The organism is Streptomyces albidicamelliae, from assembly GCF_025642175.1.
Lineage (GTDB): Bacteria > Actinomycetota > Actinomycetes > Streptomycetales > Streptomycetaceae > Streptomyces > Streptomyces albidocamelliae.
The window spans coordinates 8,204,186-8,221,387 of the sequence record NZ_CP106795.1 but is presented as its reverse complement, the minus strand read 5'-3'; the positions used below and the strand labels follow the sequence as shown (position 1 = coordinate 8,221,387).

Genomic DNA, 17,202 nt, shown 5'->3' with positions numbered 1-17,202 from the left:
ATGGGACCGACGGATGTAGATCGTTACGGTCCACAACCGATCACACAGAGCCCAGCCAGCACCCGAGCGGTGAGCGGAGGCGACAGTCGGCGTGGTGAACACCAGAAGCAGCGATGCGAATGGCATCGACTCCCCCAAGTCCCGCGTTCACCGTCCACCACATCAGACCCAAGGCCCGCGAACCGTGCAGACCATGCGGCCCCCGGCACGGCACAGCGTTCGCATGCGGCTGCTCGAGGCCGTGGCCGAGGACCGGCGGGACGTCGACGTGCTGCTGACGGCGCTCCAGCAGGCGGTGGCCGAGGTGCGTGGCCTGGGTGGGATGGTCCATCTCCCGGGCGGCGGCATGAGCGGCATCCTCTACTTGGTCGCCGACAGCGGCCTGCCGGAATCGATGACCCGGCCCTGGCTGATCATCCCGGCACGAGGCGCGGCACCGCCCAGCCGGGCCGCCCGTGACGACGCCATCACCTGGCAACCTCACCTGGCCCCGCCCGACCCGGTGCCGGGCCGGGACCCTGCCTCGCTGTGGCCTTCCCGGCTCCCTGCCGGCATCGGGCACCTGGCCGTCCCCATTCCGGGCGGCGGCAAGCGACGGGGCGCGCTCTCGGTCCTCTTCTCACCGGGTGAGCAACCCGGCGCGGCGGAGTGCGCGTTCCTGGACGAGGTGGCCGCCTGGGTGTCCGGGAGGCTCAGGGCTTCCGGGATCCTCAACCCGTCTCCCGCCCTGCTGCGGGCCCTGGAAAGCGGGCCCGGATCGCAGGCAGTGGATCCCTGGCATGCGGAAGGGGCGCCCTCCGTCACGTACACATGGGATCTGCGTACCGGTGAGCTGACCTGCGACCGACCCGTCGAGGAGGTGCTGACCGGCATAGATCCGGAGGTGATGGTCGGCGGTATCGAGGCATGGGCGGCACTGATCCACCCCGACGACCTGCCGGGGGCGGTCACCGGCTTCGACATGGGCATCCAGATGCGCGGCGGCTTCCAGGACGAGTACCGGATCCGGCGCCAGGACGGCACGTACCTCTGGATCGAGGCTCGCGCCCGGACGATCACGGACGCAGCGGGGGCGCCGGTGAAGGTGATCGGCACCCTTCGGGACAGCAGCGACACCCATACCGCGGCCGAGTCGGTGGGACGGGCGCTGCGACACATGAGCGACGGCTTCGTCTCCGTGGGCACAGACTGGCGCATCGGGTTCCTCAACGAGGCGGCTGAGGAGTTGTTCGGTCCCGCGGGGGACGTGGCCGGAGCCCTGCTCTGGGACATTCCCGCGCTGCATGCCGTGCCGGGGCTCGAGCAACGGTGTCGGGCGACGGTTGCCGAGGGCGAACCGGCCGGATTCGACGTACCGGGGCCGGACGGGTCGTCCTGGCACCACCTGCGACTGGTGCCGGTACCGGAAGGGCTCACGCTCTACATCACGGACACCACCGAGCGGCATCTGCGTGAAGTCGAGCGAGCCGACGCGGAACGGGCGGCGGCGGAACGGGCGGCCCTGGTCCAGCGGATCACGCGGGAGCTGGCCGAGGCGGCCACCGCCCAGGATGTGATGGCGGCGGTGGCCGACGGCGTGATGGCGCCTCTTGGGGCCACGGGACTCGTCATGCTCGGCGTGACCGGCGACCGGCTCACCGTGATCGGCTCCCGCGGGTATCCGGAACGGTTCATCCGACTTCTCGACGGCACCTGGGAATTGGGGGACACGACGAACCCGGTGGGGTACGCCCTGCACACCCGCGCGCCCCTCTGCGTCTCCTCGCCCGAGGAGATGCTGGAGAGCTACCCGGCAACCGAGAAGCTGGTCCGGGAAGGAGGCAAAGCGACGTGGGCCTTTCTGCCGCTGGCCGTGTCGGGGCGCGAGATCGGCGCGGCGGTGATCTCCTTCGGCCGGCCGCGGGCCCTGGACGAAGACGAGAAGACCCTGCTGGCGGCGCTCAGCGGACTGATCGCTCAGGCCCTGGAGCGGGCCGGGCTCTACGACGAAGCGACGACGCGAGCCCGTACCCTCCAGCGCAGCCTGCTGCCGAAAGCCCTGCCCGAGCTGCCTCAGGTGACGACGGCTGCCCGCTACCAGCCGGCCAAGCAAGGAGCCGACGTCGGTGGTGACTGGTACGACGTGATCCCGCTTTCCGCGGCGAGGGTGGCACTCGTGATCGGCGACGTGATGGGCCACGGCATGGCCGAGGCCGCCATCATGGGCGGCCTCCGCACGGCCGTGCGCACCCTCTCGGAACTTGACCTACCGCCCGACGAAATCCTCAGTCACCTCAACGACATCGTCGGAACCATGGGAAACGACGCCTTCGCGACCTGTCTGTACGGCATCTACGACCCGGTGACCCGACGTCTGTCCTACGCCAGCGCCGGTCACCCGCCCCCGGCCGTGGCTCACTCCGACGGCACCGTCGACTTCCTGCCTGTCACTCCGGACCCGCCGCTCGGGGTGGCCACTCCCCCCTTCGAAGCCCTGGAGACCCTGCTGCCCGCCGACAGCCTCCTCGCCCTCTACAGCGACGGTCTCGTCGAGAGCAAGGACAGGGACATCATCACCGGCATGAACCACCTCGCCGAGCTCCTCTCGCAGTCCATGACCGTCTCGGCGACCGCGCCGACGGACGCGCGGGATCTGGACACCCTCTGCGCCACCCTCGCCTCCGCCCTCCTTCCCGCCCACGGCGCGCTGAGCGATGACGCGGCCCTGCTGCTGGCCGGCACCCACCCGCTGACCGCGGAGAACGTGTCCGAGTGGCCGTTGCCCGAGGACCCGATGGCGGCCGGCCAGGCCCGCGAGCTGGTCCGCTCCCAGCTCACCGAATGGGGCCTGACCGATGAGGACCTGGTCATGACCACCGAGCTGCTGGTCAGCGAGCTGGTCGGGAACGTCATCCGGCACGCCTGCGGCCCCATCCGGCTGCGCATGCTGCGTAGCCGGACCCTGACCTGTGAAGTCTCCGACGCCAGCCTGACCACACCGCACATCCGCCACGCCTCCGCCATGGACGAAGGAGGGCGCGGCCTGCAGCTCATCTCCGCTCTCTGCCAACGCTGGGGCACCCGGCACACCCGAACCGGCAAGTCCATCTGGACCGAGCAGCCGCTTCCAGGGTCTCAGTGATCTCTGGGCATGGCGGGTTGCTGGGCCGATGGAACATCTGGCGCAACCTGTAACCGCCCGCGTCTCGTAGGGCGGGCCCAGCCGGAGTCCTCGCGTCACCTTCGCCAGAACAGGTGGTGCGTCACGCCGCTCGGGCTGGGCACGACCTCCAGGTGGAACCGGTCGAGCAGTTCATCGGGGGACTCCCAGAGCCGTAGTCCGGATCCGAGCTTCAGCGGCGACACCGCCACATGCATGGTGTCGACGAGGTCGGCGTCGAGGAACTGCCGGACGGTGGTCACCCCGCCGCCGAGCCGGACGTCCTTGCCCTGCGCCGCTTCCCGTGCCTGTTCGAGGACCGTGGCCGGGCTGCCGTCGACGAAATGGAACGTGGTGTCGGAGAGCGTGAACGACGGACGCGTGTGATGGGTCATGACGAAGACCGGGGTGCGGAACGGGGGCTCCTGACCCCACCAGCCGCGCCAGTCATGGTCCTGCCAGGGGCCGCGCTGAGGCCCGAACTTGTTGCGCCCCATGATCTCGGCGCCGATGTTGCGTGCGAAGTCCCGCGTGAAGTAGTCGTCGAGGCCGCGGCTCCCCCCGGAATCCCCGCGCATGGGCCAGCTCGCCGTGGCTCCGGCCCAGGCGAAGAGTCGCTCGGGATGCTCGAAGCCGAACGGCCGCTCGAGACTCTGGTGCTCACCGGCACCGATTCCGTCACTCGAGACGTTGAAGTTCATTACCCTCAGTAGCTGCTGCATGTCTGTCCTCGTCTGCCTTGTCGCGCCGGCGTGCGGGAAAGCACCGCACATCCCGACGTCGAACGGGACGCGGCAGGATCGACAGCGGCCCGTATATTTTTTCGAGCGTGTACGTTTTGGGCCCGGCGGTAGCGAAGCCCTGGCGATCAGGGTGTGTCGCCGGAATAGTGGAAGCGGCAGGCCACCCCCGGGCCGGGTGTGCGCGGCTCGTCAGCGCTCGGGTCGTACAGTGCACGGCCGCCGGGCCACCGCGACAGCTCGGTGGACAGGGCGACGCCGCCGTCGACTTCCTCGGGCATCCACCCGGTGATGTCCAGCAGCAGACCGTCCAGGGGCCCGCCGACGAGCGCGGCGTACGTCCGCTGGGGCAGGGGGCCGGGATGGGGGTCGTCGTGGTCGCAGCCGTAGACCCGGCCACGCAGCAGCTGCTCATCGCCGTTCATACGACCAGCCTCCCAGCCACCACTGACAACCCGGACAGGCGTGGGGCCGTTCGCCGGGCGTCCCCCAGGGCTTCCCCCTAAAAGCTCTCCGGCATCTCCAGCGCGCTCTCGTCGTCCGCCGCGGTCGGCAGTGCCTTATGGCCCTCCGACCAGTGATTGATCCACCCGCAAACGCCGCATGCGTACCGGCCATTGACCCCGGCGACCTCGGAACCACACCTCCCGCACTGGGTCCGGGTGATCTCCTGCCCGGCAAGGAACGCCGCGGCGGCCGCCGCCCGTTCGGGATCCGGGACCGGCTGTACGCGCTTCCGTGGTCGACTCACGACGTCGACCCTATCCGCGGCTCGGGGCGCGGTACCGGAGATCGGCCCGCGAAGTACACGACCTTGATCGGCGAGTGCGGGGGTCCGCAGTTTGTTCAACATGTTCCGTGACGACGCATGCCGTCACTTCAGTTCGATCTCGACGAAGGCGAGAGGGGCGGTGCCGGTGTTGACGACTTCGTGTTCACCACCGGCAGGGCGCGCGTAGGACTGGCCGGCCCGCAGTTCCGAGGAGGTGACGGTGCCGTCGGGAGTGATCACGCCGGTTTGCCCGTCGGTGACGGGTACGACGACGTAGTCGTACTCGTGCACGTGACGGCCGGTGCTCTCCTGGGGTTCGAAGTCCCAGCGGGTCACCCGAACCCGCTCGTCCTCGTGCTGCACGGTGGCGCGGGCGGTGGTCGTCATCGGCGAGCTCCTCATCGTCGGTCGCCGTACCGGTACGGCTGATGTCGCAGGTGGCAGGCTGACCGCCAGAGACTGCCGCGGCCGGGAGGCGTCCGTCCTTCGGCAGGCGGGCAGGTCGGCGACAACGGAGCCCCGGCAACCTGGGCGACGGGACTCCCGTCACTGGCCGGACGCCCGCATGCGTCAACCGCGGCGTGGGCCGGACCCGGCGCAGCGGACACAGGTCGTCGTCGCTGGACGGATCTCCAGGCGTTCCGGCGGGATCGTTCCGCCGCAGGCTTCACACTGCCCGTACTGTCCCAGATCCAGTCGTTCCAGCGCCCGGTCCAATTCGTGAAGGTGTTCGCGCGCCTGCGCCATCAAGGCGGCGACATGGGCGCGCTCGAAGGCGGTGGTGCCCCCTTCGGGATCGTGCTCGTCGTCCACCGCGATCAGGGCGTTCGCCGCGACGATCCCGTCGAAATCACGGCTCAGCGCGGCCGCCCGAGCCAGCGTGTCCGCACGGTCGGCCGCGAGGCGTGCACGCACGGTCGAGGCGGTGGGCGGGCCTGGCTCGTCATGGCCGTACCCGAATTCATCACCCATGCTCGGACAACAAGCCTCCTTGGCTCCCGATTCCAGGCGGCCGGCGGCGCCGGCCGCGGCGACCGGCCACCGGCCACCGGCCACCGGCGCAGGCTGTACGGCGGCCGAGTCAGGACTGCCGCCCCGTCCGCTCGGCGACGTAGCTCTGGACGAGGGACTGGAAACTGGGGTCGGGCTGCAGGCCGAGATCGGCGGCGCGGCGGTTGTCGAAGACGGCGGGCCAGGAGGCCACGATGGCTTCGACGGCCGGGTCTGGTGTGACGGTGACCAGGTCGGCCGCGGTGTCGCCGGCCGTCTCCCGCAGCACGTCGAGCATCTCGGCGACCGTCACGGTGAGGGCGGGGAGGTTGACCGGTGCTTGGCCGTCGAGCCGCCCGGGCCCGGTGCCACGGTCGGCCTGCGCGATGCGAAGGAGTCCTTGGAGGGTGGTCCGGGGTGACGCCAGCGCCACTTTCAGGTCGGGCCGCACAGGACAGATGGCGGGGAGTCCGGCAAGAGGCTCGCGGATGATCGAGGACAGGAAGCCGGAGGCGGCCGCGTTCGGGCGGCCCGGCCGCACGCTGACGGTCATCAGCCGGGCAACGCGCCCGTCCAGGAACCCCCGACGGGTGTAGTCGGCGATCAAGTGCTCGCAGATCAGCTTCTGGGTCCCGTAGCTGGAGCGGGGCATCGCCGGAGTCGCCTCGCTGACCACGGGCGGGAGCGGTAGGGCGGGGTCGTGGCCGTAGACGGCGAGGCTGCTGGTGAACACCACCCGTGCCACCGGTCCCCGCGCGGCGGCCTGTGCGCGTGCGGCATCCAGCAGCGCGCGGGTGGTGTCGATGTTGGCGCGCATGCCCAGGTCGAAGTCGGCCTCGCATTCTGCGGACACGGCGGCGGCGAGGTGGAAAAGGACGTCGACCGGTTCGGCGAAGATCTCGTCGAGCCGGTCGTTCAGGTCGCCGTGGATCAGGTTCACGAGCGGATCGTCTGCCGTCGTGTAATGAGGTGCCCGGACGCGGTCGGCCAGGACCAGCCCGGTGATCGGCACACCGTTGAAGGCGCGTTCACGAACGAGTGCCGTAGCGAGCCGCTCCCCCAGGAAGCCGGAGGCACCGGTGACGACGATCCTCATACGAGATCCTTCCGGGCGGGGTCTTCGCCTACGCGCGGGGTGCGGCCGCAGCGGACCGACGGGGTATTCACGGACTCATCCGCGGGCCGACGTGAAGAGGAGGCGGCGTTGCATCGATCACCCTGGTCTCGCCCACCCTCGCTGGAGCGAGCAGCCTGGCAGCCACAGTCATGCGTCGTCCCGCCTCTCCCCCACGGACACCGCCCAACCACCAGCGGCGGTCGCTCTACCCATCCCCACCCATCCGTCAAACAGAGACCTGCTCTGCAGGCCAGCGGTGCCACAGCGGACAAGACCACTTCACGCCACCTACGGGCGGACCGAGTGGTCGGCCTGCACGGGGGCCTACGTCGGCGAGAGGGCTGCCCCCTGACTGGCCGCAGTCAGACCGTCTTGACGACCGTGCCGGCCCCTTCCAGCGCGGTCACCTCGTCGGCGGGTGCGGACGAGTCGGTGACGAGGGTGTGCAGGAGCGCGGAGGGGCCGACGTAGGCGTAGGCGGTGCGGCCGAGTTTGCCGCCGTCCGTGGCGACGATGGTGCGTCGGGCGGAGGCGATGCTCGCCTTCTTCACTGCGGCTTCGTCCAGGTCGTAGGCGGTCAGGCCGTCGGCCGCGCTCAGTCCGCAGCAGCCGAGGACGGCGGTGTCGAAGCGCAGGGCTGCCAGGGAGGCGAGGGTGAGGGGGCCGGTGAGGGCTCCCTCGGCGGCTCGGGGCTGCCCGCCTGGCACCACCAGCGTGGCCGGGCCGGGTGTCTCGCCCAGCAGGTGGATGGCCTGCAAGGACAGCGCCAGGACGGTGACGGGCCGCTCCCGCAGGAGACGGGCGACCTCGAGGCAGGTGGTGCCGCTGTCCAGCAGGACACTCTCGCCGTCGGCGATGAGGGCGCAGACCTCGGCGGCGATCCGGCGCTTGGCGTCCACCGCCTCGTGGGCGCGTAGCGCGAAAGGCGGCTCCGCGCCCCTGAGCAGCAGGGTGCGTGCCCCACCTCGGACGCGTTCGAGGACACCCTGGGCTGCCAGCGTGTCGAGGTCGCGCCGGATGGTCATCTCCGAGGCGCCGGTCAGCTCGGCGAGTTCCTGGACCGTGGCACCGCCGGAGTCCCTGACGGTCTTCGCGATCAGCCCGTGCCGGTCTGCGTTGCTCATACCGGGATTGAACACCGCGCGTAAACAAACATGCAAGGCGTTCATTGCCGCCCCTTCCAAACATAAGACGTGTTCGTTTACGGTGAGCGGCATGGAACGTTCCCTTCGAGCCGCACGTGTGGCGACCTATGTCTACTTCGTCCTGTGCGGCACCCTCATGGGCGCATGGGTGGTGCACATCCCGGCCGTCGAGGAGCGGGTGGGCATCAGCCACGCCACGCTCGGTGGGCTGCTGGTCCTTCTCGGGCTCGGAGCCTTCGCCGGAATGCGGATGGCCGGCCCCTTGACCGACCGCCTCGGCGCCCGCGTCGTCGTGCCCGCCGGCGGCGTGCTGTGCGGCGCCACCCTGGTGCTGCCCGGTCTCGCCCGTGATCCGTGGACGCTGGCAGGAGCGCTGTTCGTCTTCGGGGTCTGCAACGGCTGCCTGGACGTGAGCATGAACGCTCACGCCGTGCACGTGGAGAAGGCGTACGGCCGGCCCGTCATGTCGGGCTTCCACGCCACGTTCTCCGTCGGCGGTGTCCTCGCCTCCCTCGTGGCGGCGAGCGCGGCGAGCGCCGGCCTCGACCTCGTCGCAAGCATGGCCGCCACGGGAGCCGTTGGCATCGCTATCGCTCTGGCGTCGGCACGCGCCCTGCTGCCGGCCGATCCCGCCGGCGCCGATGCGCGCGCCGCGGACGAGGCCGAGGCATCACCGACCGGCAAGCGCCGCGACACCGGGGGGCGGGTCTGGCTCCTCGCCGTCCTGGCGCTGATGGTCATGCTGTGCGAGGGCGCGGCCAACGACTGGAGCGCCCTGCACCTCAAGGACGTCCTCGGTGCGCCCGCCAGTACCGCCGCCTTCGCGTACGGCACCTTCGCTGCGGCCATGACCATCGGCCGGCTGGTCACCGACCGCCTCGTCGCCCGGTTCGGTTCCCCTGCGATCCTGCGCCACGGCTCGGCCATGGCCGCCGTCGGCATCACGCTCGTGGCTCTCGGCCCATGGATGTGGGCGGCGTTCGCGGGCTGGGCGCTGTTCGGACTGGGCTTGTCCGGGTGTGTCCCGCAGTTGTTCAGCGCGGCCGGGCACGCCGCCCCCGCGGCCGCCGGCGCCAACGTCTCCCGCGTCGCCGGACTCGGCTACGTCGGTATGCTCGCCGGTCCTGCCGTCATCGGCTGGCTGACCCACCTCGTCGCCCTGAACCACGCCTTCGTCCTGCTGACCCTGCTGTGCGTCACCACCGCTGTGGCTGCCGGGGTCCTGCGCACGGGGCCCGAACGCACGCGACGGAGCGAGATGGCGCGCGTCGGCCACTGACCGCTTGTGCGGCACGGTCCTGACCCCCAGGTGGTGCGATGTGGAGAGCCCCGAACCCGCCCTCGCCGCGTCGGATCTGCACGTGGTGATGTGCTGTGCGTTGTGCACTGTTACCTGTACGCGGTGCTGAGCTGCACTGTGTTGTGGGGAGTCGAACCCCCGCGTTGCTCTTCACGCGCCAGGAGTGGGCTGGAAAACCGCCGGCCCTCGGTGTGTGCACGCCTCCGAAGCAGCTACCTGCTCCACATCGTCCCAGCTTGCTGGACCGCTCAGTCCAGCAGATCGACCTCCCAGTTCGTACGCTGGATGCGCACGTCGACTTCGCGGATCTCCCGGGCGAGCGCATCCGCCTGACCTCGGAGTTCTGCGACCGGAAGTGCGGAAAGCATCATCAACTCGGACCGAAGCTGCCGGCCGTATCCCCGCTCGCCCTGGCCCGCCGCCGCGTCCGCTGCCGCGGTGACCACGGAGTGACGCAGCCGCAGGACATCCCGGCGTGCGAGGGCATCGGTGAGCGTGCCGTCCGGACCCATCTCCACGGTGGCGTTGGTGCGGTTGATCCGCCGGATCAACGTTTCCAGAGCGTCCAGCACCTCGCCGACCTCAGCCAGCAGCTGCGCTGCGTCCTCGGCGGGTGTCTCACCTTCCTGGTACCGCGCACTACTGACCACACGCGCGCGCAGTTGTTCTACACGGCGCGTCGCTTCCGCACGTTCCGCCAGTGCCTCGGCAAGCTTCATCGTCTCCCGCCTCCCCTCCATGAGTTCGCACGAGTATACGAGCGCCAACCGGCTCCCCCGCACCCGGATATTGGGTTCGCCGGGGCCCTGCTTCCGCGCCTTGTAAGGGGTGCTCGACGGGACCCACAGGGAGCCCGTGGGCCCCGTCTGTCGACGGCGCCGCAGTAGGCGCGGCCCGCCGGGGCGACGTGCGCAATCAGTTCCAGTTCGTGCACGCACGCAACCTGCCGCCCTTGCGGTTCGCGCAGGCCCTGGCCACGTAGCCGGGCGCGTTGTAGACGGCTCCGTCCCAGCCGATCGCCACGAGACCGTCGCGCGGCGAGATCTTGCCCAGCGCGTCGACGTTCTTCTGCGCGTGGAGGTTGGCCGTTGTGTACCAGCCGTTGACCGCCTTTCCGCGCACGGCCGGGTTGTGCGGCTGTCTCCGTGGCGCTCAGCGGTGGGCCGCTCCGACGAGTAGGACGAGCGCGGTGAGGACGACCGCGAGGGTCATCGCTGTCGTGACGGGCGCCCCGAGGACTCGCCGGTTCGCCGGTCGCTGCTTGTGGGCGAGTCCGAGCGCCACCCACGCCGCCTGCGCCAGTACACCGGCGACCACGGCGAGGAGCCACGGCATGAGAGCGTCCGGAATGGGGGCGGCGCTCGTCACGAAGACCCCCACGATCGGACTCACGCAGGCGAGCCCGATCCATGGAGCCATGCGCCGCCCAGGTTGCGTTCCCAGCAGTGCGGCCAGGGCCAGCCCCTCGCCGGCCGCGTGCACGAGGAGGGCCGCCACCACGGCGACCGAGGCGGTCAGGGCCAGGGTCGCCCCTTCCAGGAACCGGTGGAGAGCGAGCCCCGCGGCCGCGCCCATGCCGCCCGCGCGCCCCGGTGTGCACGGGCAGCCGAGGTGGGTCAGGGCGCCCACGAGCCAGAACGAGGCGAGCGCGGTCAGCGGCACTGCCCACTGCGGCACGCCGACCTCAGGGGCCTCCTCCCACGCGTCCGGCAGAAGATGGAGGACCGCGATGACCAGCAATATCCCGGACGCTGCGGCCAGTACGAGCGCCGAGCGCCCCGACGCCCGCCGCGCCGACCAGGCCCCCACGACCGTGGCCAGGGCCACCAGGAGCACAGCCACCAGTGATTCGGTGGAGGGCGGCTGCCGGTCCGCTCCGTCGGCGGTGTGCGCGCCCACTGCCTGAACCACGGGGAGCATGTTGCCTCCTACGGGAGCGGCGGGCTACGCGCCCAGCGCCCGCACGCCGCTTCGTCAGCGGCGGTAGCAGTAGGAGTCCGAGGAAGCGTCGCCTCCTTGCAGGCGCGTCTGGTGCACGCGCAGGCCGAGGAAGTCCTCGCCGTGCGGGAAGAAGCGGCTGTCGACCGAGAGACCCCCGTTCGAGGTGTCGGCGTCGAGCTTGATCATCCACGGATCGATGCCCGCGGGGTAGAACTGTTCGTCCCAGGCGGCGTACAGGGAGTTCGTCAGGTAGACGCGCCGCCCGTCGCGGCTGAGCTCGACCATCTGCGCTCCGCCCGTGAGCGGTACGTCGGGCTCGGCGGGGTGCGGCTGCCCGCCGCCGACGATGCCGCCAAGGCGCACCGCCGCGGTCTGTCTCGGATGGAACGGGTCACTCACGTCGTACTGGAACAGGTCGCCGGTACCCCATGCGGAGATGTACAGCCACTGGTCGTCCACCGACAGGTCGATGTCGGTGATCAGTGGGGGGACGGCTCCGAACGGCTTCAGGGCTGGGGGCAGGTCCTCAGGCTGCGCGGGCTCGGCCGGTATGGTGATCACCTTTCGGACCTTGAAGTCCTCTCCCTCCCTGTTCCACAGCCATACCGAGGCCGACAGGTCCTCCACGTTGATCACGGTGTTGGTGAACCCCCACGTCGCCTCCGGGTCGTGCGCGGGGCGCAGTTCCAGCACCATCTGGTGTTCGTCGCCCAGGTCCACCTGTTGCAGGTGCCGGCCGGTTTCGAGCTCCCAGAAGTGCAGTGAGTGGCCGTACTGGCGGTTCAGCAGCAGTTCGGGAACGACGCCGTCCTCGATCATGGAGGGGGTCCCCCACTCGCTGGTCACGGCCACGTTCTGGCGCAGATGCCACCAGACGTCGTACGCGAGCCGCTGCGGTCCGCGCTCGGTCTCCCAGCTGCGCAGCACGTCGAAGCTTTCGTGGTCCAGGAGCGCCACTCCGCCGGGCCCGTCCGCACCGTCCGCGCCGCCCAGGCAGGACAGGAAGACTCCGTCGGGGCCGCAGTGCAGGGTGTGTGGGCGCGAGTACCCGGCCTTGGTGGCCAGTTCCTCGGCCTCGATCACTTTGACCAGGCGAGGGTGCGCCGGGTCGGGGACGGTGTCGAAGACGTGCAGCCGGGAGGAGCGCAGTCCCGGAGCGATGAGAAAGCGACGTGCCGCGTGGTGGTGACCGGCGTGCGCCAGTGCGCTCGAGCAGGCGTTCCAGCCGAAGTGATGCAGTTCATTGCCCAGGTCGGGCAGCGTGGCGTGGGACTTCACGCGGCCATAGGTCGGGGATGCGGGGTCGGTGTCGACGGTGAACAACGCGTCCGCCTGCTGTGCGGTCGGGTCGAAGCCGACGACGTAGGCGAGCGCCTCGGGGGGCGCGGCCACGGCATCGGCCGGAGTGCGGTACAGGGTCGGGTCACCGTGGCCGTCGGAGTCGTGTATGTGCTCGGTCGTTCTCATCGCTTTCCCTTACTCCCGAACGGAAGCCAGGATCGGGTGAACTCCCGGCAGAAAGGCCGGATCCCTCGTTCGGCATCGACGTGCGGCGAGGGCCGGATGTGCCACCGATTCGAGCGTTTCACAGCCGCGGGAACTCTGCCAAGGCGACGGCACGACGGCCGTCCTGTATGAGCCATGTCCACGGATTCGCTGTCGGCACGGCTGCTGAGTGGATCGAACTTCCGGCGCCGTCTGCGGCGGCCAGGGTTCGTGGGGGGGCGCCGACCCTGGGGGGTTGGCGCCGACACCGTCGCGGCCTGCGGTTGCTCTGCCACCCAGGTGAGCGCAGGCCGAAGCCCGGAGATCAGGGCGGCGCCCGCGACACCGCGTCCGCACTGGCTATATGCAGGCGATTTCGGTGCCCTGGGAATTAACACACCGCGTCATTCCGAAGGAATGCGGAATTCGAATTCGGGACGATCCCACGGTACGGCGGGCGGGTTCGCGCGCGCGGTCCCAGTGCGCACGGCACCGACGCGGTGGTAGAAGTCCTCGGCGGGACGATGCGACACGACCATGACGCGGTCGAGCCCGGCGGCACGGGCTTCGGATTGCATATGCGCGACGAGCAGTCGTCCGATGCCCTGTCCCTGCGCTTCGTCGGCGACGAACAGCAGGTCGAGTTCCGGTGGATCAAGGACGAGCGAATAGAACCCGAGGACCAGGCCTCCGCGCTCGTCGGCGTCGACGGCTACGAAGGCGCGGTGGGCCTCGATGTAATCGGGACCGACCCGGTAGCCCGCGACTGCGGATGCGTACTTTCCCTCGTAGGCGCTTGAGTTGCGCACGAGCCGCGTGAGCCGTTTGGCATCCCGTGCGACGGCCCTCCGAATCATGATCGGCTGGCGGTTTTGGGACGTGCGTGAACTCATCGGGACAGTATGTCGCACCGGCAGATGCCTTTGTGCGACGGTCGGCTGCCGGGGCAGTTGCGGTCGGCGGCCCACTCGGTGCCGACCCACGCCGCACCGCCGACTCAGCCCCCCGCAGCCTTGACGTGTCCTGCGCCATGGTGAGGACAGGCAGAGGTCGAGGCGAGGTCCGCCACAACCGCGGTGCCGGCGAGTAGCAGCAGGCCGCACCGGTTCTGGCAGGCAGGGGGCCCTCGCGGGCAGTACCCGCGCCGCAGCGGCACGTGCGTACACCCCAGGCGCCGAGACCACCGCACACCGCCCTAGCCGGAATACGCACCCGCCCACCACCATCCCCACGGCCACAGCAGCTCCACCAAAACCACCACAACCGAAACCAGCAGCAAGGGCCGGGGCAGGTTCCGCACCCACGACCAGCACAACGCCGGCGACGGCCCGGTCAACGGCCAGTAGGGGCACAGGGCCGACCGGACGGGCGGTCCGCGACGAAGTGGACTCTCGCCGTTATCGACCGGCCGCTGATTGCTGTGGAGGGTGATCCGTCCTCCGCGACACGGCGGTGGCCCCCTGAAGCCCCCTGTGGTCTTGCAGGCAGCGCCGCATGGCGTAGTCAGATCAGTGAGCCGGCCGGCGGCGCGCCCGCATGGACGATCGAGCGGCGAACCGGCGTGTGTCTCATCCCCGAGTACGGGGCCCGCTGACCGCCGCTCTTCGTGCAGAGCTCCACCGGGACCGTGGTCAGGACCCGGCGGAGACGGCCGCGTCGAGGCCGCGCGAGGCGACGAGCTGTGCACTGCCGTCGGCCAGGCGGTAGCACAGGCCCACCACAGCGGCCTCACCGTCGGCCACCTTCTGGGCTAGTACCCGGGAGCGGTCCAGCAGCAGGTCGACGGTGTGCCTTATGTGCTCCGCGAGGATCTCGTCCGGCTCGACCCGCCCGGCGGCTCGCGCGGCCAGCACGCTGGGGGTCACCCGCTCGACGACGTCCCGGACGTATCCGGACGGCGTCATACCGTTCTCCAGGGCGGAACAGGCGGCGGCGACTGCGCCGCACGAGTCGTGGCCGAGGACCACGACCAGCGGGGAGCCCAGCACGTCCACGCCGTACTCGATGCTGCCGAGCACCTCCGGTCCCAGGACGTGGCCCGCGGTGCGTACGACGAACAGATCGCCCAGGCCGCGGTCGAAGATGATCTCGGCGGCAAGACGGGAGTCGGAGCACCCGAACATCACAGCGAAGGGCTGCTGGGAGGGCGCGATCTCACTACGGCGAGTGGCGTCCTGGTTGGGGTGCTCGGGGGCGCTGTTGACGAAGCGCTGGTTACCGGCCATCAGCAGCTCGAAAGCGTCGCGGGGTGTCGGGGCCTTGTTCTGAGTCATGGCCGCAGCCTAGGACCGGGCACCGGCCGTCGCACGCCTGGGTCCTCCCTGCCAGTCGGCGTGCCGTCGAAATACTTCGCCCTGGGCTCGACCGTTCCGGCAGCAGATAGCCTCACCGCTCCTCGGGGTGCAGGGCTCAAGCAGGTGGCTCTACGGCCGTCAGCAGCTCTCTCCTGGCCCGGCGGTCCCGACGGCCACAGTGATCACCTGTGCCTGTCGGCGGGCGCGGGATTCAGCTGGTGGCCGGGGCGGCGGCATTCAGCTGAGGGCCGGAGCGGCGGCGTACTCCTCGTCGGTGAAAGGCGTCAGCCGGTGCGCGTCAGCCAGTGCACTACGTCGTGATCGGTGTCAGCTTCGTTGATGGCCAGGTGCACCATCAGCCGGTCGGGCGCGGCGCCGTGCCAGTGCTCCTCGTCGGCCTCGAACAGGACGCGGTCGCCGGGCCGTATGACCTTGATCGAGCCGCCCCGGCGCTGGCACAGGCCGATCCCTTCAGTGACGAAGACGGTCTGGCTCAACGGGTGGCGGTGCCAGACGGGGGCGATGAACGCCGCAGCCTGCTGGTGTCGCGACGGCATCGGTACCACGCCGGACCTGATACAGGCAGTGCGCTGGTTCTTCGTCATGCTCGCGCGCGGCGACGGGGACGGCATCCACGAGGCGATCCGGCTGGCGAAGGCCGGGGCCCTGGACGAGGAGCAGATCCGCGAAGCTGGGCGGCTCGCCCGCGCCCTTGGGTCGGCGGAGGCCCTGATCAGCACAGTCCTGGGTAGCGGCCGGACCTGAGGAAATCTCCGGCCAGGGACAGATCCGCCGACCGCGCCTGGGTGGGTGCCGAGATCATCACGCTGTCCAGGGGGCGGGCTGGGAGTTGGCTTCCCACCTGGCACCCAGCCCGGACCGGGGCCGTTTGCGGAGTGGGCGCGCAGCCGACGCCATCCCCGAAATCGAGGCGACGAACTTCGTCGGTTCTCGGCAGACTGCAGACGTGTCCACGGACGTGAGCGGGATGATCGAGTGCAGGCCTCTGGCGCGGATCTATGGGGAGGACGACGAGGATGCGGTGTGGCATGCCGGCATCGACCTCTTCCTCCTCAACATCGGCAACGCCTACGACGCACTCGCCTGCCTCTTCGGCGTCCGCAACTCGTTCGGGTTCCAGCCCCTGGCGGAAGACCGCGGCCTACCCCATGACGCCTCGGACGGGCTACGGGCCGAGTTCGACGCGTGGAGCGGGCCACCGCACCCGTACGGAACAACATGGATCACCTGGGCCGAGTTGGCAGCCGCCGACTGGGACAGGACCGATGCATCGGGCAGACTCAGGCGCCGAGCGGTCGCTGGGCCAGGCAGCCACTGGGCGCCGGTATGGGACGTGATGCGGACGCTTGCCGAGCTCCACGGGCCGGACCACGTACGCCTCGTCGTGTGGTTCGTCTGAGCCCGCGAACGCTGTACGCCGGCAGGTGGGAGGGCGACGGCCGGATGGCCAGTGCCGGATGTCCGGGTGCCGCCCACCATCAATGCAGGATGCTCACCGCCCGCGCGATGACCAGGAGAGAGGTCAGCAGGGCCGAAACGCTCTCCACGCTCATCAGCAGCTTCGCCCGGCTGGAAAGCGGCATCGTGTCGGTGGGGCTGAACGCCGTGGAGTTGGTCAAGGAGACGTACAGGTAGTCGACCAGGGTCGGCACCCAGTCCGAACGGCTGCTGGAGCCGTCGGCCACCTCCTCGACCGTGCCCTCGTTCTCGTCCTGGGAGAAGCGGAAGTCGGCCAGCGGCAGTTCATCGCGCGGGAGTTGGGTGCGCAACACGGGTCCGCCGCGGTCCAGTTCCCAGAAGGCGAGACCGAAGACGATGATGTTGGTGAGCCAGACCTGGAGCGCCGCCAGCAGGAGCGACCGGCCGTCCTTGACGGAGGCGTAGACCAGTTGGTGGATGAGGAATCCCAGAGCCGACAGGTTGCTCACCGCGATGATGAGCACGAGCGCGAGAGACAGCACGCGGAAGGCACGGGTTTGCCGGGTGAGCCTTCTGGGGTTGATCGCCACGACCGGAATCAACAGCACTAGCTCCAGCGCGGGCAGTACATAGCGCGGAGCGACGAGCAGTTGCTGCGGCAGCAGCAGGTAGAGACAGATGGCGACGAGTGTCGCCACCACGGCCGGCAGCCGGGCCTCACCGCGGCGCTCGTGTCTCGGATGCCTGAGCCGAGCCTCATCACGACCGGTGCGCACCAATGTCCCGACCTCCTCGGTTGCGGCTGCCGCAGCGGAAACAGACTCCCACCTTCCCTGCCT

At 70.0% G+C, this 17,202-nt stretch carries 18 protein-coding genes; 4 read left to right on the top strand and 14 right to left on the bottom strand.

What is annotated here, in order from left to right; translation table 11 throughout:
- Window positions 1-223 precede the first annotated feature (223 nt).
- A complete protein-coding gene (locus tag N8I86_RS37220; protein ID WP_263279934.1) occupies window positions 224-3,121 on the top strand; it encodes a SpoIIE family protein phosphatase in 2,898 nt (965 codons plus the stop codon).
- 95 nt (window positions 3,122-3,216) lie between these two features.
- On the opposite strand, the gene N8I86_RS37215 is transcribed toward N8I86_RS37220, so the two are convergent.
- The 6 genes from N8I86_RS37215 to N8I86_RS37185 all read right to left on the bottom strand — a co-directional run bounded on the left by N8I86_RS37215 (window position 3,217) and on the right by N8I86_RS37185 (window position 7,882).
- Window positions 3,217-3,861 (bottom strand): dihydrofolate reductase family protein, encoded by a 645-nt coding sequence (locus tag N8I86_RS37215; protein ID WP_263279933.1) that lies wholly within the window; start codon window positions 3,859-3,861, stop codon window positions 3,217-3,219.
- 146 nt (window positions 3,862-4,007) lie between these two features.
- Complete coding sequence (locus N8I86_RS37210) at window positions 4,008-4,304, bottom strand: hypothetical protein (protein ID WP_073898536.1); 297 nt, start codon at window positions 4,302-4,304, stop codon at window positions 4,008-4,010.
- Window positions 4,305-4,753: 449 nt separating this feature from the next.
- On the bottom strand, window positions 4,754-5,038 hold the full coding sequence (locus N8I86_RS37200; protein ID WP_263279931.1) for a cupin domain-containing protein: 285 nt from the start codon (window positions 5,036-5,038) through the stop codon (window positions 4,754-4,756).
- Window positions 5,039-5,221: 183 nt separating this feature from the next.
- Window positions 5,222-5,623, bottom strand: coding sequence for a TraR/DksA family transcriptional regulator (locus N8I86_RS37195; protein WP_263279930.1), 402 nt, complete (start codon window positions 5,621-5,623; stop codon window positions 5,222-5,224).
- 109 nt (window positions 5,624-5,732) lie between these two features.
- Complete coding sequence (gene denD / locus N8I86_RS37190; RefSeq protein WP_263279929.1) at window positions 5,733-6,737, bottom strand: D-erythronate dehydrogenase; 1,005 nt, start codon at window positions 6,735-6,737, stop codon at window positions 5,733-5,735.
- Window positions 6,738-7,120: 383 nt separating this feature from the next.
- The gene (locus N8I86_RS37185; protein ID WP_263279928.1) at window positions 7,121-7,882 is read right to left on the bottom strand and encodes a DeoR/GlpR family DNA-binding transcription regulator; all 762 of its coding nucleotides are present in this window, start codon (window positions 7,880-7,882) and stop codon (window positions 7,121-7,123) included.
- 91 nt (window positions 7,883-7,973) lie between these two features.
- Between N8I86_RS37185 and N8I86_RS37180 the strand changes: the two genes are divergently transcribed.
- Window positions 7,974-9,182: an MFS transporter gene (locus N8I86_RS37180; RefSeq protein WP_263279927.1), complete on the top strand. Its 1,209-nt coding sequence runs from the start codon at window positions 7,974-7,976 to the stop codon at window positions 9,180-9,182.
- Window positions 9,183-9,451: 269 nt separating this feature from the next.
- Here the strand turns inward: N8I86_RS37180 and N8I86_RS37175 are convergent, their stop codons facing one another.
- The 7 genes from N8I86_RS37175 to N8I86_RS37145 all read right to left on the bottom strand — a co-directional run bounded on the left by N8I86_RS37175 (window position 9,452) and on the right by N8I86_RS37145 (window position 15,420).
- Entirely contained in the window at window positions 9,452-9,922 is a 471-nt protein-coding gene (locus tag N8I86_RS37175) for a DIP1984 family protein (protein ID WP_073899117.1), read from the bottom strand.
- A 196-nt stretch (window positions 9,923-10,118) separates the two neighbouring features.
- Window positions 10,119-10,325: a hypothetical protein gene (locus N8I86_RS37170; RefSeq protein WP_073898527.1), complete on the bottom strand. Its 207-nt coding sequence runs from the start codon at window positions 10,323-10,325 to the stop codon at window positions 10,119-10,121.
- Between the two features lie 30 nt (window positions 10,326-10,355).
- Complete coding sequence (locus N8I86_RS37165; protein WP_263279926.1) at window positions 10,356-11,114, bottom strand: hypothetical protein; 759 nt, start codon at window positions 11,112-11,114, stop codon at window positions 10,356-10,358.
- Between the two features lie 63 nt (window positions 11,115-11,177).
- Entirely contained in the window at window positions 11,178-12,611 is a 1,434-nt protein-coding gene (locus N8I86_RS37160) for a selenium-binding family protein (protein WP_263279925.1), read from the bottom strand.
- A gap of 422 nt (window positions 12,612-13,033) precedes the next feature.
- Entirely contained in the window at window positions 13,034-13,522 is a 489-nt protein-coding gene (locus N8I86_RS37155) for a GNAT family N-acetyltransferase (protein ID WP_263279924.1), read from the bottom strand.
- A 738-nt stretch (window positions 13,523-14,260) separates the two neighbouring features.
- A complete protein-coding gene (locus N8I86_RS37150) occupies window positions 14,261-14,902 on the bottom strand; it encodes a carbonic anhydrase (protein WP_123441129.1) in 642 nt (213 codons plus the stop codon).
- Window positions 14,903-15,207: 305 nt separating this feature from the next.
- Window positions 15,208-15,420: a cupin domain-containing protein gene (locus tag N8I86_RS37145; protein ID WP_263279923.1), complete on the bottom strand. Its 213-nt coding sequence runs from the start codon at window positions 15,418-15,420 to the stop codon at window positions 15,208-15,210.
- A gap of 25 nt (window positions 15,421-15,445) precedes the next feature.
- On the opposite strand from N8I86_RS37145, the gene N8I86_RS37140 reads away from it, so the two are divergent.
- On the top strand, window positions 15,446-15,688 hold the full coding sequence (locus N8I86_RS37140; protein ID WP_263279922.1) for a hypothetical protein: 243 nt from the start codon (window positions 15,446-15,448) through the stop codon (window positions 15,686-15,688).
- A 202-nt stretch (window positions 15,689-15,890) separates the two neighbouring features.
- The gene (locus N8I86_RS37135; RefSeq protein WP_263279921.1) at window positions 15,891-16,343 is read left to right on the top strand and encodes a hypothetical protein; all 453 of its coding nucleotides are present in this window, start codon (window positions 15,891-15,893) and stop codon (window positions 16,341-16,343) included.
- A gap of 79 nt (window positions 16,344-16,422) precedes the next feature.
- Here the strand turns inward: N8I86_RS37135 and N8I86_RS37130 are convergent, their stop codons facing one another.
- Window positions 16,423-17,064, bottom strand: a complete 642-nt coding sequence (locus N8I86_RS37130; protein ID WP_198960505.1) for a hypothetical protein — start codon at window positions 17,062-17,064, stop codon at window positions 16,423-16,425.
- Between the last annotated feature and the right edge of the window lie 138 nt (window positions 17,065-17,202).